At 59.2% G+C, this 22,480-nt stretch carries 26 protein-coding genes and 1 pseudogene; 15 read left to right on the forward strand and 12 right to left on the reverse strand.

The window, feature by feature from the left end; translation table 11 throughout:
- Nucleotides 1-302 precede the first annotated feature (302 nt).
- The 6 genes from B6V73_RS18500 to B6V73_RS18525 form a co-directional block, all read right to left on the reverse strand.
- Nucleotides 303-995 carry a prephenate dehydrogenase/arogenate dehydrogenase family protein gene (locus B6V73_RS18500; RefSeq protein WP_088726084.1) on the reverse strand — a complete coding sequence of 231 codons (693 nt, stop codon included), beginning with the start codon at nt 993-995 and terminating at the stop codon, nt 303-305.
- Nucleotides 937-1,494: a methyltransferase gene (locus B6V73_RS18505; RefSeq protein WP_088726085.1), complete on the reverse strand. Its 558-nt coding sequence runs from the start codon at nt 1,492-1,494 to the stop codon at nt 937-939. The genes B6V73_RS18500 and B6V73_RS18505 overlap by 59 nt, the downstream gene beginning before the upstream one ends.
- A complete protein-coding gene (locus B6V73_RS18510; RefSeq protein WP_088726086.1) occupies nt 1,491-2,408 on the reverse strand; it encodes a cation diffusion facilitator family transporter in 918 nt (305 codons plus the stop codon). The genes B6V73_RS18505 and B6V73_RS18510 overlap by 4 nt, the downstream gene beginning before the upstream one ends.
- A complete protein-coding gene (locus B6V73_RS18515; protein WP_088726087.1) occupies nt 2,398-3,153 on the reverse strand; it encodes a transglutaminase family protein in 756 nt (251 codons plus the stop codon). The genes B6V73_RS18510 and B6V73_RS18515 overlap by 11 nt, the downstream gene beginning before the upstream one ends.
- Nucleotides 3,154-3,248: 95 nt before the next feature.
- Nucleotides 3,249-3,827 carry a cation transporter gene (locus B6V73_RS18520; RefSeq protein WP_088726088.1) on the reverse strand — a complete coding sequence of 193 codons (579 nt, stop codon included), beginning with the start codon at nt 3,825-3,827 and terminating at the stop codon, nt 3,249-3,251.
- Nucleotides 3,828-3,930: 103 nt separating this feature from the next.
- The gene (locus tag B6V73_RS18525) at nt 3,931-4,359 is read right to left on the reverse strand and encodes a helix-turn-helix domain-containing protein (protein ID WP_088726118.1); all 429 of its coding nucleotides are present in this window, start codon (nt 4,357-4,359) and stop codon (nt 3,931-3,933) included.
- A 207-nt stretch (nt 4,360-4,566) separates the two neighbouring features.
- On the opposite strand from B6V73_RS18525, the gene B6V73_RS18530 reads away from it, so the two are divergent.
- Genes B6V73_RS18530 through lnt form a run of 10 tightly spaced genes read left to right on the forward strand, consistent with a single transcriptional unit; the run spans nt 4,567 to nt 12,019 of the window.
- Nucleotides 4,567-5,133 carry an SCO family protein gene (locus B6V73_RS18530; protein ID WP_088726119.1) on the forward strand — a complete coding sequence of 189 codons (567 nt, stop codon included), beginning with the start codon at nt 4,567-4,569 and terminating at the stop codon, nt 5,131-5,133.
- 5 nt (nt 5,134-5,138) lie between these two features.
- Entirely contained in the window at nt 5,139-5,561 is a 423-nt protein-coding gene (locus B6V73_RS18535; protein WP_088726089.1) for a disulfide bond formation protein B, read from the forward strand.
- The gene (locus tag B6V73_RS18540) at nt 5,558-6,217 is read left to right on the forward strand and encodes a thioredoxin domain-containing protein (protein ID WP_088726090.1); all 660 of its coding nucleotides are present in this window, start codon (nt 5,558-5,560) and stop codon (nt 6,215-6,217) included. The genes B6V73_RS18535 and B6V73_RS18540 overlap by 4 nt, the downstream gene beginning before the upstream one ends.
- A gap of 23 nt (nt 6,218-6,240) precedes the next feature.
- Nucleotides 6,241-6,708, forward strand: a complete 468-nt coding sequence (locus B6V73_RS18545; RefSeq protein WP_088726091.1) for a copper chaperone PCu(A)C — start codon at nt 6,241-6,243, stop codon at nt 6,706-6,708.
- Complete coding sequence (locus B6V73_RS18550; protein WP_088726092.1) at nt 6,708-7,334, forward strand: SCO family protein; 627 nt, start codon at nt 6,708-6,710, stop codon at nt 7,332-7,334. Before B6V73_RS18545 ends, B6V73_RS18550 begins: the two co-directional genes overlap by 1 nt.
- Nucleotides 7,331-8,704: a M23 family metallopeptidase gene (locus B6V73_RS18555; protein ID WP_088726093.1), complete on the forward strand. Its 1,374-nt coding sequence runs from the start codon at nt 7,331-7,333 to the stop codon at nt 8,702-8,704. Before B6V73_RS18550 ends, B6V73_RS18555 begins: the two co-directional genes overlap by 4 nt.
- Nucleotides 8,705-8,707: 3 nt before the next feature.
- Nucleotides 8,708-9,163, forward strand: coding sequence for a DUF411 domain-containing protein (locus B6V73_RS18560; protein WP_043772538.1), 456 nt, complete (start codon nt 8,708-8,710; stop codon nt 9,161-9,163).
- Nucleotides 9,164-9,175: 12 nt separating this feature from the next.
- Nucleotides 9,176-9,958, forward strand: coding sequence for a ZIP family metal transporter (locus B6V73_RS18565; protein ID WP_038008344.1), 783 nt, complete (start codon nt 9,176-9,178; stop codon nt 9,956-9,958).
- A 28-nt stretch (nt 9,959-9,986) separates the two neighbouring features.
- The gene (lspA, locus tag B6V73_RS18570) at nt 9,987-10,445 is read left to right on the forward strand and encodes a signal peptidase II (protein ID WP_088726094.1); all 459 of its coding nucleotides are present in this window, start codon (nt 9,987-9,989) and stop codon (nt 10,443-10,445) included.
- Nucleotides 10,412-12,019, forward strand: coding sequence for an apolipoprotein N-acyltransferase (lnt, locus tag B6V73_RS18575; protein WP_088726095.1), 1,608 nt, complete (start codon nt 10,412-10,414; stop codon nt 12,017-12,019). Before lspA ends, lnt begins: the two co-directional genes overlap by 34 nt.
- Here lnt and B6V73_RS18580 read toward each other — a convergent pair.
- Both B6V73_RS18580 and B6V73_RS18585 read right to left on the reverse strand, forming a co-directional pair.
- Complete coding sequence (locus B6V73_RS18580) at nt 12,000-12,512, reverse strand: L,D-transpeptidase family protein (RefSeq protein ID WP_088726096.1); 513 nt, start codon at nt 12,510-12,512, stop codon at nt 12,000-12,002. The two genes, lnt and B6V73_RS18580, sit on opposite strands and share 20 nt — an antisense overlap.
- Nucleotides 12,513-12,575: 63 nt before the next feature.
- Nucleotides 12,576-14,930 (reverse strand): cation-translocating P-type ATPase, encoded by a 2,355-nt coding sequence (locus tag B6V73_RS18585; RefSeq protein ID WP_088726097.1) that lies wholly within the window; start codon nt 14,928-14,930, stop codon nt 12,576-12,578.
- Nucleotides 14,931-15,112: 182 nt separating this feature from the next.
- Here B6V73_RS18585 and B6V73_RS18590 point away from each other — a divergent pair, with 182 nt between their 5' ends.
- Nucleotides 15,113-15,397 (forward strand): hypothetical protein, encoded by a 285-nt coding sequence (locus B6V73_RS18590; protein ID WP_071974144.1) that lies wholly within the window; start codon nt 15,113-15,115, stop codon nt 15,395-15,397.
- 25 nt (nt 15,398-15,422) lie between these two features.
- Here the strand turns inward: B6V73_RS18590 and B6V73_RS18595 are convergent, their stop codons facing one another.
- Nucleotides 15,423-16,088, reverse strand: a complete 666-nt coding sequence (locus B6V73_RS18595) for a L,D-transpeptidase (RefSeq protein WP_026155629.1) — start codon at nt 16,086-16,088, stop codon at nt 15,423-15,425.
- Nucleotides 16,089-16,336: 248 nt separating this feature from the next.
- On the opposite strand from B6V73_RS18595, the pseudogene B6V73_RS21195 reads away from it, so the two are divergent.
- Nucleotides 16,337-16,444: pseudogene (locus tag B6V73_RS21195) on the forward strand (IS5/IS1182 family transposase); the annotation flags it as partial.
- A gap of 175 nt (nt 16,445-16,619) precedes the next feature.
- On the opposite strand, the gene B6V73_RS18600 reads toward B6V73_RS21195, so the two are convergent.
- Nucleotides 16,620-17,690, reverse strand: a complete 1,071-nt coding sequence (locus B6V73_RS18600; protein WP_088726098.1) for a hypothetical protein — start codon at nt 17,688-17,690, stop codon at nt 16,620-16,622.
- 226 nt (nt 17,691-17,916) lie between these two features.
- On the opposite strand from B6V73_RS18600, the gene B6V73_RS18605 reads away from it, so the two are divergent.
- Nucleotides 17,917-18,813, forward strand: coding sequence for a recombinase family protein (locus tag B6V73_RS18605; RefSeq protein WP_088726099.1), 897 nt, complete (start codon nt 17,917-17,919; stop codon nt 18,811-18,813).
- Here the strand turns inward: B6V73_RS18605 and B6V73_RS18610 are convergent.
- Nucleotides 18,797-19,192: a PIN domain-containing protein gene (locus tag B6V73_RS18610; RefSeq protein WP_088726100.1), complete on the reverse strand. Its 396-nt coding sequence runs from the start codon at nt 19,190-19,192 to the stop codon at nt 18,797-18,799. The genes B6V73_RS18605 and B6V73_RS18610 overlap by 17 nt on opposite strands.
- Nucleotides 19,182-19,409: an AbrB/MazE/SpoVT family DNA-binding domain-containing protein gene (locus B6V73_RS18615; protein WP_009815510.1), complete on the reverse strand. Its 228-nt coding sequence runs from the start codon at nt 19,407-19,409 to the stop codon at nt 19,182-19,184. Before B6V73_RS18615 ends, B6V73_RS18610 begins: the two co-directional genes overlap by 11 nt.
- A gap of 701 nt (nt 19,410-20,110) precedes the next feature.
- On the opposite strand from B6V73_RS18615, the gene repA reads away from it, so the two are divergent.
- Together repA and repB are read left to right on the forward strand one after the other, a co-directional pair.
- Nucleotides 20,111-21,295, forward strand: a complete 1,185-nt coding sequence (repA, locus tag B6V73_RS18620) for a plasmid partitioning protein RepA (RefSeq protein WP_088726101.1) — start codon at nt 20,111-20,113, stop codon at nt 21,293-21,295.
- A gap of 23 nt (nt 21,296-21,318) precedes the next feature.
- The gene (gene repB, locus B6V73_RS18625) at nt 21,319-22,266 is read left to right on the forward strand and encodes a plasmid partitioning protein RepB (RefSeq protein ID WP_240504181.1); all 948 of its coding nucleotides are present in this window, start codon (nt 21,319-21,321) and stop codon (nt 22,264-22,266) included.
- The last annotated feature ends 214 nt before the right edge of the window (nt 22,267-22,480 follow it).

Below are 22,480 nucleotides of genomic sequence, written 5' to 3' on the forward strand. Positions count from 1 at the left end.
GCCGCCGTTCTCGACGGTCGGCTAACCGGCGCGTACCAAAGAGCAGCCGCATAACCCCCAAGTTTTGCCCACTCCCATTGCTCAGTCAAAGCTTGCGGCAACGATTCGCATGGGAAACAGCTTGGTAGCGGACTTCGAGCGCTAGGCTGGTCATTCGGCCCCAAATTCCTGCTACAGGTTTCGCCAAAGCGGCCGTTCGCGCCATCGCAGCGAGAGCTCACTCTGTCCGCACGCCGGACCTCGATCGATTGGCTCAGCAACGACTGCAACGCGGGACTTTGCTTCCGTTAGGTGCTGCTCCATCAATGTCCGGTCTCATTGTGCAGCGGTATTCTCGATGCTGTTTCCGGATCGACACTCAATCTCGCGGCCAAGTCAAAAAACTGTCGTCTTACGGTCTCGGCGTAAGGATTAGCCTTTTCGATCGCTTCAAATACTTCCGGCGCATCATCCTGCACCATGGAAATCGCCTCAGATAACAGGTCAAAGCTCTCCGTTGTCATGCGCGTTGGTAGCGGGCCCATTCCAAGCAGCACTTTGGCGATGAGATGCGTGAGCCCTTGGACAACTGCTGCTTCTCGGTCGTGATCTTCTGGTGTTGTCATGATGACAGTCAGCCTAAGAGCTACGCGTAAAAACGCAGCCAGCCTCGCATGTCGTTTTCCCTGAATGGGGCAGACCGCAATTTTCAGGCCTTCAATACCTTCCATCGCACTTTGAGGACCGAACAAAGGGTGCGTTGCGACGATGTCTACGTAGTTCGGGAACCGGCGCAGCATGATTTCGGAAGGAACGACTTTGACCGAGCCAACATCGACAATCAGCGCGCCAGGTTTACAAGCAACTGCAATTTCGCTGACAACTTGCTCGAATGAGGACATTCTAGAAGCTAGAGGTTCAACTGAAAAACGATGACGTTCTCGTGAGGTCGCGAGTTTACAGGTATCGACGCGTTTCAGCGCAATAATCGCGATACTTGGAGCCGTATTGTTCATGCAGCCATGGCTCTTCCGCGAGCGGGGCAAGGGCCAGCGCGGCAACTCCAACGATGACGATAGGCCAAACCCAAGATGAGGCGAAGAGAAGACCAAAACCTATCAGGATGGCCATGTCGGCAAGGTACTGCGGATGCCGAGAGAAACGGTAGAGACCCGAAGTGATCAGCTCGTCTTTCGCACCGCTGGTGGCTTTCAGTCCAATGCTGAATGCCCCCCACCAGACAATCAGATTTCCGGTTGCGATCAAGAACGGCCCGACCGCCCAACGGAGTGGGTTGGCCATAGAAGCGGATTTCCAATCCAAGATGCCCAAACCGATCACCGCCCCAAACACGGCCAATGTGAGACCCCATGCAATGTTTGGTATGACTGAATGCTCTCTGTTTGGAGGCCAGATGCGCTTGGACGGGCGGGCGATCGACCAAAGGAGCGCACCAATCAAAACCAGACCGGATAGCAGGCCAACGACCACTAGTATGCCTTGGGCAATCGTCATGAGCGGTGTCCGAACACCTGCGCCTCCTGATGCGCATTGTCCTTCGCTTCGAATTCAAGCGTGGAATGCTCGATTGAGAAACGTTCATGCAGCACCGATTTGACGTTTTCTTTAATCTTGTCGGCCTCACCCATCCATTCGCGTTCGACGACAATATGGCAGTCCAATGCCGCAGCGTGCTCCTGCATTTGCCACAGGTGGACATGATGCACGTCCACAACGCCATCGACACTCTGGATCGCTCTGACCACGTCATTTCCATCAATATCTGGTGGGCTCCCAAGCATCAGGGTTCGAATTGGGCCCCCTATTTCGGTGAAGGACAAATACAGGATGTAGAGCGCGATGCCGATAGTGATGGCCGGATCAACCCAACGCATATCATAGAGTATTATGAGCGTCCCGCCGACTATGACGGCCACTGAAGCCAACGCATCCGAAAGGTTGTGGAGAAAAAGCGCACGGATGTTCACGCTCCCCTTCTGCATCGAATAGGTCAGCATTGCGGTCAGCGTGTCGACCACAAGCGCGATTCCACCGAGAATGACTACGGTCCACCCCATGACTTCGGGTGGATCAATCATGCGCATGCCACCTTCGTAGATCAGATAGAAGCCGATCACGATGAGGGTGGTGTAGTTGATCAGGGCCGCGACGATTTCGACCCGGCCATAGCCGAAGGTCATGCGCTCATCGGCCGGGCGGCGCGCGATCTTGCGTGCGGCGAAGGCAATGACAAGCGAGGCCATATCGGAAAAGTTGTGCAGCGCATCGGCGATCAGTGCCAGACTGCCCGAGAATATGCCCCCGACGACTTGCGCAACGGTAAGAAGCCCGTTCGCCCAGATGGCGATGGCAACCCGCCGGTCCCCAGAATTCGGATCGATATGCGCGTGCCCGTGGTCATGTGGCATTGGCAGGCTCCGCGTGCGCGTGTGTCGCGCGTCGGTCAGTCTTCAGGCGGCCGCTGCGGAAACCACGTACGCGCGCATTCATCCAGTGGCGTATTATATGACAGTAAAGGGCACCACGCAGCCATCCAAAGGATTGCTCATGGGACAAATAGAAGGCGTCCGGCGTATCGTACACGCCAAAATCTTGCACAATACCGGTTTTCTGAATGTAGGTATCTTCTCCGTTCCAGGCGACGGGAGGCGCGCCAAGGCAATCCGTGCCCGCGCCATAACCGCAGAGACTGTCTGTGTTCGAGAAAGACGTTTGCAGGACTTTTAGGAAAGCGTCATCCAGGATGAAGCCTTCAAGGTTAATCCAGGCACCTTGATATTCGATCTCTACCCATGAGTGGAGAATTTCCTGCGGAGCAAGCGGATACACCAGCTCAGGGACAACACCGCGCTGCAAGCCTTTGTGGATCGTAAACCCATGCAACCGGCAACGAATGCCGACACCACGCAGCAGCGCCATCAAGAGCGTGCCTTTGGTATTGCACTGCCCGTAGCCGTCGGAAAACACCTCGGATGCGGGGATGTCGTCAGCTCGATTGTATCCGAACGCGGTTTCATCCCGAACGAAATCATAGACTGCTCCGATCCGATCGTATTCGGACAAGTCGCGCCAGCTGCGGTTCTCTATTAGATGCGCAAGAGGCGCGGCATCAAAATCTAGTAGTTTGGTGGGTACAAGTAGGGGGTCGGTCATATGCAACGGGTCGCTCCTCGAATCGTCTTGGAACAAAACTAATTGCTATAGTCACTGTAGCTTCAATCCTTTCTTTCAGAAAGAATCTCCCGCAACTATTTGTCCGTGTGAACCGCTTTGTGGTGTTCGCCGTGTGCGTCGCGCAGAATGTCGATACCTCCCCAGGCCGCGATCCCGGCGACAATCACGCCGACGACGAGGTCCGGCCAGTTGGTTCCCAGCCAGGCGACGAGGCCGCCAGCCACGACGATTCCGAGGTTCGCGGCGAAATCGTTGTAACTGAAGGTGTTGGCCGCGCGGATGTTGACGTCCGGATCTTTGAGCTTAGCGAGCAGCCAGACGCAGACTGCGTTGATAGCCGCCGCGATCAGGGCCATGGCGATCATGATCGTCCCGAGCGGATCTGACCCGCCGATGTAGCGGCGCCATGCATCGTAAAGGATACCAGCGGCGAACAGAATCAGCAGCCCGCCGGAAACGTTCGCCGCCCCGCGTTTCCATTTGTCGGATCGGGACAAAGCGAAAAGGCTGATCGCGTAGACGAAGCTGTCGGAGAGGTTATCGAGCCCGTTGGCGATCAGGGCACTTGAGTCGCCGAAGGCGCCTGTTGCGAAAAAGGCCACGGCCAAACCGATATTGAGCGCAAGAACGATCCAAAGCGTCCGTCTCTCCATTGAATCTTGTCTAGCGGCCATTTTGTGGTTCCAGCTTGTGTTGTACGACACATTAACTTCTGCGGCTGATCTGCGTTCCAGCCGGAATGTTGGCTGAATTCCTTCAGGCCCCGATTTCCTCGTGTTCGGTCAAGCATTCCGAATGGTCCCGCAACACCTCAAGCACCTTGCAATCTCCCGTCCGCGCGCCGCTGCATTCGTGAACCATGCGTTTCAGTTCCGTGCGCAGCGCCTTCAGGCGGGCCATGCGCTGCTCCACCTGTTTGAGCTGGCGACGCGCGATGGCATCAGCCTCATCACAGGGCCGGTTGGGATGGTCGCTGAGGTCGAGCAGCTCGCGGATCGCATCGAGCGAGAAACCGAGTTGTCGCGAGTGGCGGATGAAGGACAGTCGATCAAGCTGTGCATTGTCGTAGCGCCTCTGTCCGCCTTCGGTCCTGCCAGGTTCGGGCATGAGTCCGATCTGTTCGTAGTACCGGATGGTCTGCACTTTTGTGCCAGTCTTCTTTGACAGAGTACCGATCGTGAGCATTTTCGCCTCCATGAAAAAGATACAGTTTGTGTAGGTTTTGCCGTCGGAATAAACAAGTGTCGGATTCACAGACGCGTGAGTTCAAGCTATACCATGATTTCGTGCTTGAACCTCTAGCGGCTAGAGGATGTATCCGCACATGCAATTAGAATCAAAAACAGACGAACAGGATTGTCCCTTACATCGGCACAGAAGTTTCTTTGGGTTTTGGCAGGCGTGGCAGCGCTTGCCTTCGTATGGCTTTTGCTCTGGTCTGACTATCGTGCCGACAGCGCCCGAACCGACACCGAGCCGCCTTTTTTCGCTGAGTTCGAACTAACGGACCACCGGGGTATGGTTCAAACCGAGGAGGACTTCGCTGGGCGCTGGATCTTGGTTTTTTTCGGGTTTACCAACTGCCCCGACGTCTGCCCGACGACCCTATCTGAGGTCGCGGCGGTGATGGACGGTCTGGGCGACGATGCCGCCAAGGTCCAGCCGATTTTCATAACAATCGACCCTGAACGAGACACGCCCCCAGCACTCGCCGAATACGTCCCGCTGTTCGGTGCGGGCATCATCGGGCTGACGGGCACGCCGGAACAGATCGCCGCCACGTCCGAGACGTTTCCAATCTTCTTTGAGCGCGTCGAAGAGGCCGCAGCGCCGGATGGGTACACCATCGGCCACACGTCGCATCTGTTCCTCTTCGACCCCGAGGCAGGCTTTGCCGACTCCTGGCCCTACGGCACCTCCGCCGAGGAGATCCTCGCCGATCTGGAAGAGAGGATCTGACCGAAATGAACCGCATATCCGGAGAAACAGCCCTCGGGCTGGCGTGGATCATCGCGCTCGTCGCCTCGCTTGCCGTGCTTTTCATCGGTGAGGTGCTGGGGCAGACGCCCTGTGTGCTGTGCTGGTTCCAGCGCGCCTTCATGTTCCCCTTGGCCATTATCCTCGGGCTCGGCCTTTGGTGGCGGGACGGCCGCGTGGGGCGCTACGGCATCGCATTGGCGCTTGGCGGCGGCGCAATCGCCCTCTGGCACATGGGGCTGTACGTCGGTCTTGTTCCCGAACGCATCCAGCCCTGCACGGCCACCGGCCCCTCTTGCACCGATGACAACCAACTGGTCTTCGGCATCCCGATCCCGCTGATGGCGCTCGCCGCCTTCGCGCTGATCGGGGCGCTGTCGGCCCTTTCATTGAAGGACACACGAACATGAACCGACGCGGCCTGATCCTGTCCGTTCTCGCCCTCGGCGTCGCCGGTTTCGGCGGAGCGACCTGGTTTGCAAACCGCCCCGGCCCCGTGGCCGAAGTGGAGCCCGTTGCTCCGGAACTCGCGGACGCGATGATCCGGCCCTACTCACCCATCCTCGGGCCTTCCGATGCGCCCATCACCATCGTCGAATTCTTCGATCCGGCCTGCGAGGCCTGTCGCGCCTTTCATCCCATCGTGAAGGACATCATGGCCGAGCATGGGGATGCTGTCCGCGTCGTGATCCGCTACACGCCCTTCCACGGCGCGGCATCCGAGGAAGCCATCCGTGTGCTCGAGGCGGCGCGCATGCAGGACGTTTACGAGCCGGTGCTTGAGGCCGTTCTGCGGGAACAGCCGAGATGGGCGTCGCACGGTGCCCCGGAGCCCGGCCTGATCCTTCAGATCGCCGCCACGGTCGGACTCGATGCCGAGGCCGCGCGCACGCAAGTGCTGGCACCCGAAGTCGTGGCGATCCTGAACCAGGATCGTGCTGACGTCGAGACCGTGGGAGTTCGCCAGACGCCCACATTCTTCGTGAACGGCAAGCCGCTCGATCCGTTCGGGGAGGCAGAATTGCGTCGTCTGGTGGCTGCCGAAGTCGCTTCCGCGCAAAGCTGAATGGAAAAGACAGGATCAAAACGATGAAAAAGCATATTTTGACCGGCACATTGACTGCGCTTTTGACCCTAGGAGGGCTCTCGGTGCCCGCGCTGGCCGGACCCGAGGATGTTGTCGTCGAGAACGCGTGGTCCCGCGCCTCCATCGGGATGAACCGCCCCGGGGCCGCATACATGACGATAAGCAACACCGGCGACGAGCCGGTGACGCTGATCGGCCTTGCAACACCGCTCGCGATGATGCCCGAAATTCACGAGACGAAGACCAATGCCGAAGGTGTGAGCTCCATGAGCTCGGCGGGGGAGATCGTGATCGCCCCGGGCGAGAGCATCGCGCTCGAACCGGGGGGCCTGCACGCAATGCTGATGCGGCTGCAAGAACCAATGACGGAAGGGGACACTTTTCCGCTGACACTGCTTTTCGACGACGGAGGCGAAGTGACGGTCGAGGTTCCGATCCTCGGCATCGCCGCGCGGGGGCCAGAGGACTGATGCAGCGACGGGCGATCCTGGGGTACGGCGCGGCTGGTGTCGGGGCGGTCGCCCTGATGCTCTTCGTCGGTTGGTGGCGGGTCGACGGACCCGGTGCACCCGCACCTGTCGGGCAGCGGCCTGTGACCCTTACCGAGATGGATTTCCGTCTGACGGATCATGAGGGCAACGCGGTCGGGCCAGAAACCCTGATCGGTCGCCCGACGATGGCGTTCTTCGGCTTCACCTACTGTCCCGATGTCTGCCCGACCACGCTCTCGGACATTTCGGGATGGCTCGATGATCTGGGAGACGAGGCCGACGAGATGAACGTGGTTTTCATCACGGTCGATCCCGAGCGCGACACTGTCGAAACGATGGCCGAATATGTCGGCTACTTCCATCCGGCGATCCGCGGCTGGACGGGACCGGAAGAGCAGATAGCGCGCGTCGCGGACGGCTTCCGCGCCACCTACGAAAGGGTGCCGACGGAGAGCGGCGATTACACGATGAACCACAGCGCGAGCGTCTTCCTGTTCGCAGCCTCTGGGCGGTTCGTCACCATGATCGACTATCACGAACCCAGAGAATTCGCGGTGCCGAAAATTCGCCGCGCGCTGGAAGAAGAAACGGAGGGGGCGACATGAGGCTCAGAACTATGGCGGCTTGTGTCGCAATTGCGGGGATGGTTTCGGGAGCGGCTATCGCCCTCTCTGATTTCATGTCGAAAGAACCCGTGCCGCCGGAACTTGCCTCGGCAGGTAAATGGATGCCCCAAGGTCCTAAAGCTCCCCAAAACGTTGACATCCTCGTGACGCTGCCCGCGACGGCATGGGCAGAAGATGCACCCGACCTCGGCCCCCTGCCCCTTCTGCAGGTCGCGTTTGCCGACAGGCCCGTGCAGGCGATCGAGCCACCCCTGTCGACATGGTCGCGCAACATTGCACCTGGCGAGACGCTCGATTTCTTGCTGTCTGAAGCTGGTCTTGCGGCACCTGACAGAGCCGAAGTTGCCCTCGCGCTTGGCGCGGAATACGATCTGCGACGGCTGCGGCCGGGGCACTCGGTCACTGTTGCTTCGACCATGGACGGCAGCCCCCGCACCGTCTCACTCGCCGTCGAGGACGGGGTTCGGATCGAGGTGGTTTTCGGCGAGCAGTTGTCCACACAGGTCGTGGCTCCGGATCCGGAGATCGTAACCCTTGCCGGCGAAGCCGTGATCGACAGCTCGATCTTCGCGGCACTCGACGAAGCCGGCATACCCGCCCGTTTTTCCGTGGACCTTGCGCAGATGCTGGGTGGGACCGTGGATTTCCGCCGCGAGATGGCCGGCGGCGAAACACTAAGGCTTCTCTGGCGTGAGGCGCGGGTCGGCGAGGACAGGATCGGACAGCCCGAACTCGCCTTCGCCGCACTGGACATCGGCGGTTCGCTCTACGAGATCGTATGGCCTGACGACGGCAGCGGTCAGGCGACGATCTACGTCGATGGCGAGGTGCTGCGCGTCTTCGCACAGCCGGTCGAGGGTGCGCGCCTCAGCTCGGTGTTCGGACGCCGCACGCATCCGGTCTTTGGCAACGTCCGGATGCACACCGGCGTCGATTTTGCAGCGGCACGTGGGACACCGGTTCAAGCGACGGCACCGGGGCGGGTCAATTTCATCGGCTGGCGCGGCGGATATGGTCGCGTGGTCGAAATCTTGCACGGCTCCGACACCATGACGCGCTACGCGCATCTGAGCGCCGTGCCGGAAGACTTGGCACAAGGCCAACGCGTTGCGGCGGGAGACGTGATCGGCCGCGTCGGCGCGACTGGCACGGCGACAGGTCCGAACCTGCACTATGAGGTGCTCGTGGATGGGCGCCCGACTGACCCCCTCTCTGACGACCGGCTCGCCGAAGCGGCCGAGAGCGATGCGGATGATACCGCCGCGCTCTCGCGTCTGGCCGAGGCGCGGGCGCTTCTGAATGAAAACCTCGGCAGCGAGATTGCCAAAACGACAACCGAAAGGCTCTGACCCATGAAACGCATGACCCAAGCTCTTGCCATCACGCTCGCCCTGTTCCCAGCGGCCCAGGCCCTCGCAGAGGCAACGGCGATCGACGTCCGCAAGACCAACGGATGCGGCTGCTGCCTCTCGTGGATGAAACATCTCGAAGAGAACGGGTTTGTGCCGACCGGCCAGGACATGTTCGGCGGGCTTCTCGTGCGCTTCAAGCTAGACAACGGCGTGCCGCAGCGCATGGTCTCCTGCCACACCGCGCTCATTGACGGCTACGTGATCGAGGGCCATGTACCGGCCGCTGACATCCGCCGCCTTCTCGAGGAGCGCCCGGACGCCGTCGGCCTCGCTGTTCCGGGGATGCCCTATGGCTCGCCCGGCATGGGGCCAGAAGACGACCGCGAGGCCTATGATGTCTTCCTCATCCGCAAGGACGGGTCGACGGAAGTCTTTTCGAGCTACGCCGAAGGATAATCTGGCCCGCCCATGGAAAATCTGTCTCCGATAATGCTCGGCTTTCTCGGAAGTCTTGCCGCCGGATCGCTCACAGCAGTCGGAGCAGTTCCCGTGCTGTTCGGGCGCATCCCGTCTCGGGCCACACGCGATCTGTCGCTCGGCTTCGCTGCCGGTGTGATGCTCGCCGCTTCTTTCTTTTCGCTGATCATCCCGGCATTGGATGCGGCGGAGCCGATGTTCGAAAACGGCGCGATGCCTGCGGCCATCGTATGCGTTTCGATTCTTCTGGGCATGGGGGCTGTCGCCCTGATGAACGAAAAGCTGCCGCACGAGCACTTCAAGACGGGACGCGAAGGGCCCGAAGCGGCGTCTTTGCGGCGGGTCTGGTTGTTCATCATTGCGATCACGATCCACAACTTCCCCGAAGGCCTTGCCGTGGGGGTCGGCTTCGGATCCGGAGGTATGGAGGGCGGTCTGCCGCTCGCCATCGGCATCGGGCTTCAGAATGCGCCCGAAGGATTGGCCGTCGCTGTATCTCTGCTGGGCGAGGGATATCCGAAGCTGCGCGCCTGGGGCATCGCGGCGCTGACGGGCATGGTCGAGCCGATTGGCGGTTTGCTCGGGGCCGGCATCATCACACTGTCGGAACCGCTGCTTCCATGGGGTCTGGCCTTTGCGGCGGGCGCAATGCTCTACGTCATTAGCCACGAAATCATCCCCGAAACCCATCGCAGCGGCCATCAGAACAGGGCGACGCTCGGTCTCGCAGTCGGGCTCGTTCTGATGCTGTTCCTTGATGTCTGGTTGGGATGAGGCAATGTCACTAAACAAGGTATCTCCGATGATCGGCGTCTTCGCAGCACTTGCTGCGTTCGCGATCGATCAGATCACCAAAGCCATTGTCGTTGCGAATGCCGTCACTTTAAGCGCCGGAATTCCCGTGTTTCCGGGATTCAACCTCGTCTTTTATCGTAATGACGGCGTGACTTTCGGGATGTTGGGCGGCGCGCCGTGGTGGAGCCTCATCGCTTTCGCTCTTGCCATCTGTGTTTGGCTGGGGGTTATGCTGTTTCGCGCCGACAATGCGGTGGAAACGCTTGCCTACGGTGCGATCATTGGCGGAGCCCTGGGCAATGTCATCGATCGTGTGCGGTATCGGGCTGTAACAGACTTTCTCGATTTCTACATTGGCACAACACATTGGCCTGCCTTCAACTTGGCCGATGTATTTGTCGTCAGTGGCGTGGGGCTCTTGCTCGCCACGCCATGGATCAGCGCGCGGCGTTCGATCAAGTCGTGAAGCCGGAAATTCTGAACCGCATCGCTCTTCGCCACCGTTTTCTTTCGCGGATGACGCTCGGTTTCGTCGCCGGGGCGCTGACCGTTCTGACTTTCCCGCCTTTCTCGCTTCTCTTGCTTGTTCCCATTGCCTATTCCGCGTTGTTTGTCGGTCTTCGCGATCTCTCCTTCGGGCGCGCTTTCCTCGTCGGCTGGGCGTTTGGTCTTGGCCAGTTCGGTTTCGGGATTTGGTGGATCGCGGAAAGTTTCTACGTCGAGGCCGAGCGGTTTGGGACGATGGCGATTCCGGCGGTCGCGGGATTGTCCGCGGGTCTCGCGATTTTCCCAGCCATTGCCGCTGCGCTTTTTGCCGAAATCGCGCGGCGCGGAGCCATGGGCAGTCTCTTGGCCTGCCTCCTGTTCGCGACCTCCTGGACCGTGGCCGAGTGGTTGCGTGGTCACGTTCTGACAGGGTTTCCCTGGAATCTGGCCGGTTACGCACTTGTAGACTACGCCGCCCTTCGCCAGACCGCCGCCTGGGTCGGAAGCTATGGGTTAAGCTTTCTCACCGTGTTCGTCGCGGTACTCCCCGGCGCGGCTGCCATGGCGTCCGGGCGGCAACGATTGACCATCTCGCTCATGGCGCTGGCCGGAATCGCGACGATGTGGGCTGTCGGCACGCTGCGCCTCCAGTCGGATGCACAACAGCCACCCGGTGTCGACCTGCGCATCGTCCAGGGCAACATTCCACAAGAGGAAAAATGGGCGCCCGAGAACCGCGAGGCGACGTTCGCGCGCTATCTTGAGCTTTCAACCCGGCGCGGCGATTTCGACGTTCTTCTCTGGCCGGAAACCGCCTTTCCGGGTTTCCTCGATGAGGATACGGAGGCACGGGATCGCATTGCCGCTGCGCTCACAGAGGGCAGGGTGCTGCTCACCGGTGTGCCGGACCATGTACCGAGCGAGGATGGCACCCGATATTTCAACACGGTCCAGGCTTTTGGCGCGACCGGCAGAATCCTGACCGGATACGCGAAACACCATCTCGTACCCTTCGGCGAATATGTGCCATTCCGTGGCTGGTTGCCCATCGAGCGGCTCACGGCGGGTCTGGGCGATTTTACGCCCGGACCGGGCCCGCGAACGCTTGCGCTTCCGGGTGTGCCGCTGGTCGCCGTGGCGATCTGCTATGAGATCATCTTCCCAAGCCATGTGGTCGACGACCTGTTCAGGCCAGACTGGATCTTCAACGCCACCAACGACGCCTGGTTTGGCACCAGCATCGGACCTGAGCAGCATCTGGCTTCCGCACGTATGCGCGCCGTAGAGGAAGGCCTTCCTGTCATTCGAGCCGCGAATACGGGCATTTCTGCGGTCATCGACACGAGCGGAGAGATCATTGCGCGGCTCGATACCGGCGAAACGGGCATCATCGACGCTAGCCTGCCCTCCGCGCGACCGCCGACACTCTACGCGAGCTTCGGGGACTGGATGCTGCTGGCGCTCATCTTGGCTTCGTGGAGCTGGGCAATGGCGACCAATGCGACGGCGCGCTACCGCCGCATGAGAAGGACCGTCATGCAAAGATGTGGATAGGTGTTCCGTCCTTCACCATTGCATAGATGTCCTCGATCTGCCGATCTGTGACCGCGATGCAGCCAGCTGTCCAGTCGCGGACGTCCGTTGGGTCGATGCCGGGTCGTGGACCACCATGGATGAAGATGTCGCCCCCGGGGGATCGGCCCTGCGCCTCGGCAAAAGCGATGTCGGCCTCATTCGGATAAGAGATGCCAACTGAAAGATGATACGTACTTTCAGGGTTGCGCTTATCTACTATGTAGGTGCCCTCCGGGGTCCGGCCGTCTCCCTCGAATTGCTTGTGACCCTCAGGAGCGAAACCCAGCCCGACCGGATAGGTTTGCAATACGCGATCGGCTCCGTCGAGAACAAGCAAGCGCTGCCCCTTATAAAGCCGAACACGGGTCACCTCGGGTCCGCCATAGCTGCGGAACTTGCTGGCACAGCCGGACAAAAACGCTGCCAACCCGCCCAACAGGACGGCGCGGCGGGGAAATCGGATGGTTTTCACTGCTCGATGCCTCTTTCGTGAGGTCTGATATGGACATTACGTTACCTTGCAAATGCTGCGTGATCAATGTCCGTGGGCCAGCGCGGCCTTTGCCATCTGTGGACCAACCTGTTCACCGCCGGACGGCGGTGCCTTGGCCACTTGGCTGTTCAGCATGCGCAAGGCGTTGGCCACCACCAGCAATGACACTCCTACATCGGCTGCAATAGCGCCCCACATCGATGCCACTCCGAAAGCGGTAGCGACAACGAAGACGCCCTTGGTCGCCAAGGAAATACCGATGTTCTGATGGATAATCGACATTGTCCTGCGCGAATGACCGATCAGCCAAGGCACCTTGCTGAGGTCGTCGGTCATCAGGGCAATATCCGCCGTCTCGATTGCCGCGTCCGAACCAACGGCACCCATTGCGATGGCGTAATGCGCGCGCGCCATGGCGGGGGCGTCGTTGACCCCGTCGCCGATCATGGCCACCATGTCATGCGTTTCGACCAGTTCTTCGATGGCTGTCACCTTGTCTTCGGGCAGAAGCTCGGCACGGACCTCGTCGATGCCGACCTCGGCTGCAACGGCGCGCGCTGTCCGCTCGTTGTCGCCCGTCAACATGACGATGGTCTTCACGCCCTGCGCGTGGAGCTGTGCCACGATGCCCTTGGCGTCGGGGCGAATACGGTCGCGCAATTCCAGAATGCCGCTCACACCGGATTCATCGCCCACGGCAACAAGGGTGCTGCCGGCCCCTTCGATGCGGTCGCGCAAATCCTTCGGAATGGCGTCGCCGAAACCCTTCTCCTCGGCAAACCGGTCCGACCCTAGCCAGATCGACCGGCCGTCAGTGCGTCCTTCAAGTCCCCTACCGGGAACGGTTCGAGTATCTTCCGCGGCGGACACATTGATGCCGTCGGCTTCTGCCCGCGCGAGAATGGCGCGCGCCAAGGGATGCGAGGAACGTGCCTCCAGCCCAGCGGCGAGGGTCATCAGATCTTGCGCCGATGCTTTGCCCAACGGATGCACCGCCGCCACCTCGGGCTCGCCCATGGTGATCGTGCCGGTCTTGTCCATGGCCAGTGCAGTGGTCTTGCCCGGTGCCTCAACATATGCACCGCCCTTGATCAGCACCCCGGCCCGCGCTGAGGCGGTGAGTGCAGCGACGATGGAGACCGGTGTCGAGATGACCAGAGCGCATGGGCAAGCGATCACCAGCAGCACGAGTGCATTGTAGAACCAATAATCCCAGGCCCCCCCGAAAATGAGCGGCGGCAGCAGGGCAATTGCAATGGCGAGAGCCATGACGATAGGCGTGTAGATGCGGGCGAACTTCGCCACCCACTGCTCCACCGGCGCACGCCGGGCATGGGCGTCGCCGACCATGCGGATAATCTTGGCCAACACGGTGTCCGAGGCGGCCTTCGTGGCGCGCACCGTCAGTGTGCCTTCGCCGTTGATCGTACCGGCATAGACTTCGTCGCCCCGTTCCTTTGGGACCAGCGCACTCTCTCCGGTGATTGGCGCCTGATCGACGGCCCCTGCCCCATCGACAACCTCACCATCCAATGGGATGCGATCTCCGCCGCGCACGACGAAACGTGCGTTGATAGCAACCGCGGAAGCCGGTACGTCCGCTTCCGAACCGTCATCATAAAGAATTCTTGCCGTCGGCGGCGCCAGGTCCAGCAGAGCTGAAACCGCATTCCTCGCACGCCCGACGCTCCAGCTTTCGAGGAAAAGCGAGAGCGAGAAGAAGAACGCAACCGTCGCCGCCTCGAAAAATTCGCCGAGGCCAATTGCACCCGCGACTGCGACGACCATGAGCAGGTTCATGTCGGGCGACAGCCGCCGTGCGGACGACCATGCCTTGGGCGCCACGAGCCAAACACCGAACAGGATCGCGACCGCGAATAGCCCTGCCTCGACCAGTGGCATCGGCGCTTCGCCGTGCCCTGCGAAGAGGCCAAGTGCCCCCCCCATGCCGGTCTCGATGATGTGCCACAGAAATCCCGCGGCCCAGAAGCCACCACTGAGCGCCGTAAACAGCCGCTGGCGTGCAAGATGGGCCGCCTGGTCGACCGACGCGTTTTCGGCATCCCAGGGCTTGGCGGTCATGCCGGTGCTTGCGACCAGTTCTGCAATTTCGCCGTCCGATACACTCTTGGCGCTGTCGAGGATAGTCATCCGTCCATTGATCACGTCGAACGCAAGATGTTCGGCCCCGCCGATCTTCGGGCCGACCACCTTGTTCAGGATTGCTACCTCCTCGGCGCAATCGAGGCCGGACACCTGAAAACTGCGCCCGCCCGCTGGCGCGGGGGTCGCCGGAACGATGTCGCCGCACGTTGCGGCGCTCCCGCAGCAGCTGCCGCCGCTTGTCTGGGCATCTTCGGCGTGATCGTGGTCGTGACGATGGGTGTCGGACGGCATGAATGGACCTCTGGATTCGGGTGCTTTACCATGACATAGCCCCTACAGTGGCTAGAGCTTCAAGAGCAAAATACGGTGGTATTTCAGATTGTTTTATTGCTAGAGGATGCGGTGACTGGCTCTATCACGCCTTGAGGCATGAACAGCCGCTGCAAAGAAAAACAGTCACGAAAGGAAACTTAATGCGGGTTTTGATTCTGAAGCAAAAAATGATGGTTGCAGTGGCGCTGTCGCTCACGGCCGGGTGCGCAGTCCAGCCGACTGGACCGGGCGACGCGGCAAAACAGGGGGGCAACGTTCCCGAAGCCGTGATTGCAATGGCTGCCCCGGATCAGGATGTTGCAACTGCGCGCTTGGTACCGGAAGACGGGTGCTACTGGTACAAACACAGCGGCCCCGTAGAAACAACCTTGCTGCCGCTGCGCACGGCGAACGGCAATCGTATCTGCACCCCTCGCGAAACTTAATTGCGTTTGCCGTCCGCTGCTTGGCTTAGCTGCGGGCAGTCACGCTGTCCTCCGCCGAGTAAAGATAGGCCGTAGAGCCGGTCTCGACGTTCGGGTAAAGATCATTGATATGAGCCATGACCATCCGTACGCAGCCCGAACTTGCGCGGCCACCGATACTCCGTGGGCTCGGAGTGCCATGGATGCGCAAAAGGGTATCGCGATCCCCGACGTAGAGATACAGCGCCCTCGATCCAAGCGCGTTTTCCGGTCCCGGTTCCATGCCATCGGCAATGTCAGCATAAAGTTCGGGGTCGCGATTGATCATGCTCTGTGTCGGTTGCCAGTGCGGCCACCTGACCTTGCGCTTGATGGTATAGACACCCGGCTCGTAGAGGTTCCCCCGCGCGATGGCCACGCCGTAGCGCATCGCGGTTCCACCCTCTTCAATGTGGTAAAGATATCGTGCGACCGCGTCGACATGGATATCTCCCGGCACGAGACCGGCCTTCGCGACCACACGTTGCGGTAGGAACCGCGGGTGCAATCCCCATGGGTTGGAAGTCTCGGCAACATAACCCTGAGGCGTCACCTGTGCGTCCCATTCAGCCTTCTGAGCCTCGGTGGGCCAAGTGTCGGCAAAAGCCATACCGGGACCGGTCACCGAAAAAAGCGCCGTTGTTGTCTGAATGAAGTGTCGTCTTGTCAGCATTTCGTACCCTTTCGGTTCTCACCGGCGATTGATGGCAAGAACGGTATGTGTTCTCCTTGAACAGATAGGACTTCTAGTGGCTAGAGGTTCAAGGGCAAATTTTCGTAAGTAAACATGCGATCCTTGCAGTTTCCAGTTTGCTAGGGAGGAGAAAACTGCTCGCACGATACCTGTTCCGAAGTTGCGCAGCGACAATTCGTTAAGTCGCAGATTGTCTGGAAATTTAGGCACAGCGGCTTCGATATCGCGACCATGAGATCGGGAACGTCACGGCACAGGGAACTTACGCCACTCGCAAATGCTACGATGCCATCTCTGGCTCCGGCTCTCATTCCGTTATTTCGCCCCGTTACAACCTTCACCCACTGGAGCTTCAAGCGATCAATTGTCACAAAAACGTGAGACGAATGGCTAACGAACGCTTTGGGCTGGAAAAGCCTTGTCGCATTCGAACGGAAAGTGGCTTAAACGATCATCTGGGGCGGCACTAAAGCGTGCCAGGTCAAGCCGGTGTCAGCCTCGACAAATGACCTATATTAGGTCAGCTTTCCACATGCGATACCTCCCGTGCCCCGTCACCTCGCGGATCAAACCGCTTGCCTCCATCCATGCGAGATTGCGCTGAACGGCGGCGCGGCTGGCTCCGGTCATGGCCTCAGCCATCGGGGCGGAGACCAAGGGCCATTCCGTGAAAACCTTTCGCAAGGCAACCGGCGTGCGGCCAGATAATTGCGCCATGACGTTTTCTGCCCGCCCGATCCACACTTCAATATCATCAAGTGTTCGCATCGCCGTTAGAATTGCGCTGTTCATCCCATCCAACCAGCGGGCCAAACGCTCGGGTGGCAAGCCCGAAACGCGCAGCCCCCCGGCCCCGGCCATAGCGAGCGGCGCGAAGATGGCACCGCTTCCATCGCTGGTCGCGATCCTGGACGCGGTGACGGCAGCTTCGATCTGGTCGCCGTGGCGTCCGAGGCCCGCCAAGCTCCACAGGTGATACCCCATGCACGCCCGCGTGATCGGGTGGAGACCCTTTGCGGCTGCCATGACGTCCAGCCACCCACCCGCGCGATCCTCGAAACGCTCAGCGCTGTCTTCAATGTTCTCGGGATCGCGGCGATCCAGGAAGGCGGCCAAGTCAGCTTTCGGTCCAGGACCGCCTGTTAGGCGCCGAACAGCCCATCCAACTCTTGCCAGTGCATTTGGGTCATCCTGTGCACCTGACAGCCGCATCGATATCCAGAGCGCCAGACGATCAGAACTCACCCGATCCCCTGCGAACCAGCTGAGATCCGCTGCCTCGATAAGAGCGAGGCGATGCCGCCAGCCTTCCGGGCCACGCAGCAGCCGGTCATCCAGAGCTCCCAGGCGTCCAGCCACTCTTGCCAGTCGCGCAGCGTGAACGCCTTCTGCTTTTGCCCAGTCTTCGACGACAGCAGTGTCGGGCGGTTCCGCCCGTGGCCCTGGAGGCAAATCATCCGGTTCTTCTTCAAGTGACCTAGGTAGAAACCAGAGATCGTCTTCGTGAGCCTCTTCATCCTCCTCGATGGTGATAAGGGGGTCGTCGTAATCATCATTCAAAGAAGAGGCTTGCGTCATCATGTGTGCAAAATACTGATTTTTTGCACATTGCCCAGGCGTTTTCGTGGCCGCTGCCTGCGCCCTTTATATAGTACGAGCGCGCGACTGCAGGTGAAACCTCGCAGATCGCTTTCAGCGCAAGGAAACCAAAGGTTTTTGGACGAGCACGACGAGAGAGCACCTACTTGCATTTGTTTACAAACGGTCGTTTATTAGCGATACCTTTAATTGCAAACGGCTCTTTTTCATGCCCCTGATAGGCTACGCCCGTGTTTCCACAGAGGATCAGACCCCCCTGCCCCAGTCTGAGGCCCTGCAAACTGTGGGTTGCGTCGAGATATTCGAAGAGCAAGCCTCCGGCGGCAATCGCGCGCGTCCTGTGCTTGCGCGCGTGCTCGAACGTGTCCAGAGCGGCGATACGCTGGTCGTCGTTCGGATCGACCGGCTTGCGCGGTCTCTGTCGCACTTGCTGGAGGTGATCGAACGTCTGGAGGCCAAGGGCGCCTTCTTCCGTTCGCTGCAGGATCCAATCGACACCGCCTCCCCTCAAGGAAAATTTACGCTGCAGGTTCTGGGCGCCGCGGCCGAGTTCGAGCGCGCTCTAATCCGCGAGCGGACAAAGGCGGGACTTGCCTCGGCGCGCGCCAAGGGCCGCGTGGGCGGAAATCCTGGGCTTCGTGCCAGGGACCCCGCTGCGCTGCGCAAGGTCCGGCTGGCGCGACACGACGGCTACATGGAGCGGCTGAACGAGTCCGCGCACGATTGGGTGCCCCATGTGCGCCGCCTGCGCCCCGATATGGCTTGGGAGGACGTCCTGCGGATCATCAATGGCCCCCTGCCCCCAGATCGCCATTGGACACAAAGCCGACTGCTCCGTGCCGTGAAGGCCTATGTGCGCGACGGGTTTCTGCCCGATGAAGTGCTTGGCCGCGCCGGACGGCGCGAGACCGATGACCGCCTGCCGGCCATCGTGGCGGCCATCAAAGGGTCGGACCCGGATATCACGCTACAGGCGATCTGCGACCGGTTGGAAGCCATGCGTGAGCGGACTCCACGGGGACGTACAAGCTGGCAACCGTCATCCGTCAGGATGCTGTTGGAACGGGCGGAGCGACTTGGGTTGCTGGTCAGGCAAATGGATTGACGATGCGCAGCCGATCCTCGACCAGCAATCCGTCGTGCGTGTCCTCAGTCCACAACGTCGTGCACCCAGCGATCAGCGCGGCAGACACGATCATCGCGTCATAGACCGATAACTGGTACTTCTCTGCCAACGCGCGACCGACTTGATGGGTTTGAACCGTCAGGTCCTCGACCGGGCAAAGAGACTGGATAGCCTCAAGAATTGCTCCGGTATCTTCCCAACTGAGCCCAGCTTTGCGCCGGCAATTTACCATCGTTTCGTTCAGGACTTGGACGCTGACCCGGGGTCCCTGCCCCAAGATCTCCTCTGCCCTCTCAGCCTTTGCACCATCGTCGAGCAGGTAGAGTACAACATTCGTGTCTGCGAATTCAGCGCTCATGCGCGGCGTCGCGGCTTAGACGCGCGTCCTTGGGCAGTTTTCCGCGAAAGCGCCTTAGCCCTTGCAGGACTTCATCGGCGCGAGGTTGGCGCCTGACAAGAATGGTTCCGTCGTCCTTTACCAGATCGACCTGGTCGCCTTCCTTCAAGCCGAGTTCCCGCACAAGATCCGCGGGTAGCCGGACTGCAAGGGAGTTTCCCCATTTGGCAACTTGCATCTTGTCCTCGCAGGTATGGATAAACATCCGAGTATGTATATCCAAAACTATCAAAAGGCAAGCTTTAGTCCGTTCAAGGCATTCGTCGCATATGTGCTTAGCGCAGCGCAGGTTCTCCCGTAAGGCAACTGCTTTTGATGTACTAGACCTAGTCATGAGTGTGCTTCCGTTACTCAGCAATATCACCGAATGAATGGTAGTCACTCGTGGACGGCTTCTTTCGTCCTCGATATGCCTTCCGTTCTGGCTGTGTCGCATGAGTTTCCGGTCGCAGCATTCGGCAAATCCTAGTCGATTGTCGTCGACTCTCCTCCCCTGCACCGCGGCGCTTCGTGCCCGGCGTGGCTCAAGTTCGTTTAGCCACCTGGCTGCTGCACATCGAGCTTTCAAGAATGAACGAATAGATCGACGACAGATGGTGGAGAGTTCGAACTGCCCACGTTTGCCGGCTGCTTCTCGACGTTGATCTCAAGGACGAATGCGAGGCCTGAAGGGCGTGAGGGCGCATAGGATAAGATGTAAATGCTCGTTGTCGCCGAGTTTACAGCTGTAAACTCGGACTGGACGGCGTTAGTGGATATAGTCTCCCGCTGCGTGTTAGACACTAAATAGAGGAAAAATCTTGACTTAGCCGTGTGAATCGCTGCTCTTATCCCCAAGTGGCGCGAAAAAGGCCACATTTTGGAAATTGAGGCAACCAAATGATTCCTGTAACACCATTGGCAAATGAGCGTCCATCGGCACTTGCGACCGAGATATCCGAACGACTCAACGCCGCCATCAGAGAGCACCTGCTCTCTGCTTTTGCCCCAGACAATTCAAAAGCGCTACGTTCTTTTTCGGCCCCAGAGACTGCTGAACTCTTGGGTGTGTCCGGGCAATTCATGCGAAAGGTCCACGCCGAAGGGACACTTCCGGAGCCTGAAGATATCCGGGGTGGCAGGCGCTACTACACAGCCCAAGAAATATGGGATGCCCGTGAAGTCCTGGAAAAAACCTCACGGAAGAAGGGACGGTATATGCCTCGCCGCTTCGGCGAGGAAAAACTGCAGATTTGGCAGCTGATGAACTTCAAAGGCGGTTCCAGTAAAAGCACAACGAGCGTCCACCTCGCCCATTACTTTGCCCTTCGGGGTTATCGGGTCTTGGCCTTGGACCTAGATCCACAGGGGTCTCTCACATCAATGTGTGGGATTAGCCCTGAGATCGAGTTTGATGGACTGACTGTTTATGATGCAATCCGCTATGACGATCCGGTCAGCATGGCAGAGGTTGTGGTCCCGACATATTTCCCGGGGCTCTCGGTAGCGCCTTCTCGCTTAATGTTGTCGGAATTTGAAACAGAGTCGGCCGTTCACTCGAACCCGGACCAGCCATTCTTTACGCGCATCCGGAATGCCTTGGCGCAGGTCGAGGATGATTTTGATATTGTTCTCATGGATAGTCCGCCACAACTCGGTTTCTTGACCATCGCAGGGATGGCTGCCGCCAGCTCTCTGATCGTTCCTCTAACTCCATCGATGTTGGACGTTTCCTCTACAGCTCAGTTTCTCGAACTAGCTGGGGCTTACATGGGCGTGATCGAAGATGCTGGCGCAACTCTGCAGTATGATTTCTTTAAGTTTCTCATTACCCGAGACGAACCTACAGACGTGCCTTCTCAGCAGCTGACCTCTTTCATGCGGGCTCTTTTTCAAGACCGGGTCATGTCGGCAACTGCTTTGAAGAGCACAGCAATCAGTGACGCCACCATGCTCAAACAGTCGATTTACGAAGTGGTGCGTTCGGAGATGACACGCGCCACATATGATCGGGCCAAGGGCTCGATGGATGCGGTCGGGCGCGAAGTGGAAACGATGGTGCATCAATCGTGGGGGCGTAAGTAATGGCTAGGAAATCTCTTCGCGATATGTCGGGAATTGCCAACACGATCGCCCGTTCCGGCGGATCGCAGCCCGAGAGACCGCCTAAGACCAGCGCTCCGGCTTTGGGCGCCCTTCAAGGCTCTTTGGCATCTATCCGTGAGATTGATCCCAATCTGATCGACGATTGGGGGCCAGTAGACCGGCTTGAAGAGTTTACAGCTGTAAACGTTGAAGACGACGACGAGAGCTTTGAACGATTAAAGAGCAGCATCCGCGAAGGCGGCCAGCAAGTGCCTATACTCGTTCGGCGATCAAAAGGCGCTGAAGGGCGCTTTGAAGCAATCTACGGGAGGCGCCGCTTAAAGGCCTGCCGCGAACTCGGCATTAAGGTGCGTGCGAACGTTCAAGACATCGATGATGCGACGGCCTTGCTGGCGAAAGGATTGGAAAATGCAGCACGTCGCAACCTGTCTTTTTACGAGAAGGCAAGGTTCGCCGAGGCCATCCAAACCGCTGGCCACGATGGAGCAACTGTTCGGCAGGTTCTAAACATATCGGCGTCAGGTCAATCACACCTTACGAAGGTGACGCAGAATGTCCCAGAAAAGATCGGTGACCTTATTGGCGCAGCACCGAAGTCCGGCCGTCCTAGGTGGACGGAGTTGGCCGAGCTCTTTCACTGTAAGAAGCTCACCGAACGTACGGCTCTCGAAATCCTGGCCAAAATCAGCACAACATTGAGCTCAGACGAACGCCTTGAAACGCTCATCAAGGAAGCGACAAAGCGCGGCGCGAAGAACTCGCGCGAAGTTCTGGAGATCACGCCTGTAGAGGGAGTGACCATCAAAGCTGGTCGCGCAACACTGTCACTTTCCGTGAAGAAGTCCGGCGCAAACGCTGAGTTTGCAACCTGGCTTGAGAGTAATCTCGCGGAGATAATCAAGCAATCCTATGCTGAATTTACAGATGTAAATCCAGTGGATGACAACTGAGGACGAGCAGAAAGGAGGAACGGCAAACAAAGAAAACCCCCGAAACCGGAGCTTCGAGGGCTGCTGCGCAGAGCGCAATTCTTAGATTAGACACCTAGAATCTAGCAGCCAACGAATCACCACACAAGAGAAAACGCTTCTGAGCGAACGGGATTTCTTTGCCGCTAACATAAAATGACAAAATTCAATGAGGCTCCGCATGGAGCGACTGGGA

This window comes from Thioclava sp. JM3, from assembly GCF_002213185.1.
Taxonomy (GTDB): Bacteria; Pseudomonadota; Alphaproteobacteria; order Rhodobacterales; family Rhodobacteraceae; genus Thioclava; species Thioclava nitratireducens.

Coding starts and splice junctions, on each gene's coding strand:
- B6V73_RS18615 (WP_009815510.1), bottom strand. CDS start 19,409: ATGCAAGTTGCCAAATGGGGAAACTCCCTTGCAGTCCGGCTACCCGCG.
- B6V73_RS18610 (WP_088726100.1), bottom strand. CDS start 19,192: ATGAGCGCTGAATTCGCAGACACGAATGTTGTACTCTACCTGCTCGAC.
- B6V73_RS18555 (WP_088726093.1), top strand. CDS start 7,331: ATGAGGCTCAGAACTATGGCGGCTTGTGTCGCAATTGCGGGGATGGTT.
- repA (WP_088726101.1), top strand. CDS start 20,111: ATGATTCCTGTAACACCATTGGCAAATGAGCGTCCATCGGCACTTGCG.
- B6V73_RS18540 (WP_088726090.1), top strand. CDS start 5,558: ATGAACCGACGCGGCCTGATCCTGTCCGTTCTCGCCCTCGGCGTCGCC.
- B6V73_RS18510 (WP_088726086.1), bottom strand. CDS start 2,408: ATGCCACATGACCACGGGCACGCGCATATCGATCCGAATTCTGGGGAC.
- B6V73_RS18595 (WP_026155629.1), bottom strand. CDS start 16,088: ATGCTGACAAGACGACACTTCATTCAGACAACAACGGCGCTTTTTTCG.
- B6V73_RS18525 (WP_088726118.1), bottom strand. CDS start 4,359: ATGCTCACGATCGGTACTCTGTCAAAGAAGACTGGCACAAAAGTGCAG.
- B6V73_RS18550 (WP_088726092.1), top strand. CDS start 6,708: ATGCAGCGACGGGCGATCCTGGGGTACGGCGCGGCTGGTGTCGGGGCG.
- B6V73_RS18565 (WP_038008344.1), top strand. CDS start 9,176: ATGGAAAATCTGTCTCCGATAATGCTCGGCTTTCTCGGAAGTCTTGCC.
- B6V73_RS18600 (WP_088726098.1), bottom strand. CDS start 17,690: ATGATGACGCAAGCCTCTTCTTTGAATGATGATTACGACGACCCCCTT.
- B6V73_RS18585 (WP_088726097.1), bottom strand. CDS start 14,930: ATGCCGTCCGACACCCATCGTCACGACCACGATCACGCCGAAGATGCC.
- B6V73_RS18515 (WP_088726087.1), bottom strand. CDS start 3,153: ATGACCGACCCCCTACTTGTACCCACCAAACTACTAGATTTTGATGCC.
- B6V73_RS18590 (WP_071974144.1), top strand. CDS start 15,113: ATGCGGGTTTTGATTCTGAAGCAAAAAATGATGGTTGCAGTGGCGCTG.
- B6V73_RS18560 (WP_043772538.1), top strand. CDS start 8,708: ATGAAACGCATGACCCAAGCTCTTGCCATCACGCTCGCCCTGTTCCCA.
- B6V73_RS18505 (WP_088726085.1), bottom strand. CDS start 1,494: ATGACGATTGCCCAAGGCATACTAGTGGTCGTTGGCCTGCTATCCGGT.
- B6V73_RS18545 (WP_088726091.1), top strand. CDS start 6,241: ATGAAAAAGCATATTTTGACCGGCACATTGACTGCGCTTTTGACCCTA.
- lspA (WP_088726094.1), top strand. CDS start 9,987: ATGATCGGCGTCTTCGCAGCACTTGCTGCGTTCGCGATCGATCAGATC.
- B6V73_RS18500 (WP_088726084.1), bottom strand. CDS start 995: ATGAACAATACGGCTCCAAGTATCGCGATTATTGCGCTGAAACGCGTC.
- B6V73_RS18535 (WP_088726089.1), top strand. CDS start 5,139: ATGAACCGCATATCCGGAGAAACAGCCCTCGGGCTGGCGTGGATCATC.
- repB (WP_240504181.1), top strand. CDS start 21,319: ATGTCGGGAATTGCCAACACGATCGCCCGTTCCGGCGGATCGCAGCCC.
- B6V73_RS18605 (WP_088726099.1), top strand. CDS start 17,917: ATGCCCCTGATAGGCTACGCCCGTGTTTCCACAGAGGATCAGACCCCC.
- B6V73_RS18520 (WP_088726088.1), bottom strand. CDS start 3,827: ATGGAGAGACGGACGCTTTGGATCGTTCTTGCGCTCAATATCGGTTTG.
- lnt (WP_088726095.1), top strand. CDS start 10,412: ATGGATCAGCGCGCGGCGTTCGATCAAGTCGTGAAGCCGGAAATTCTG.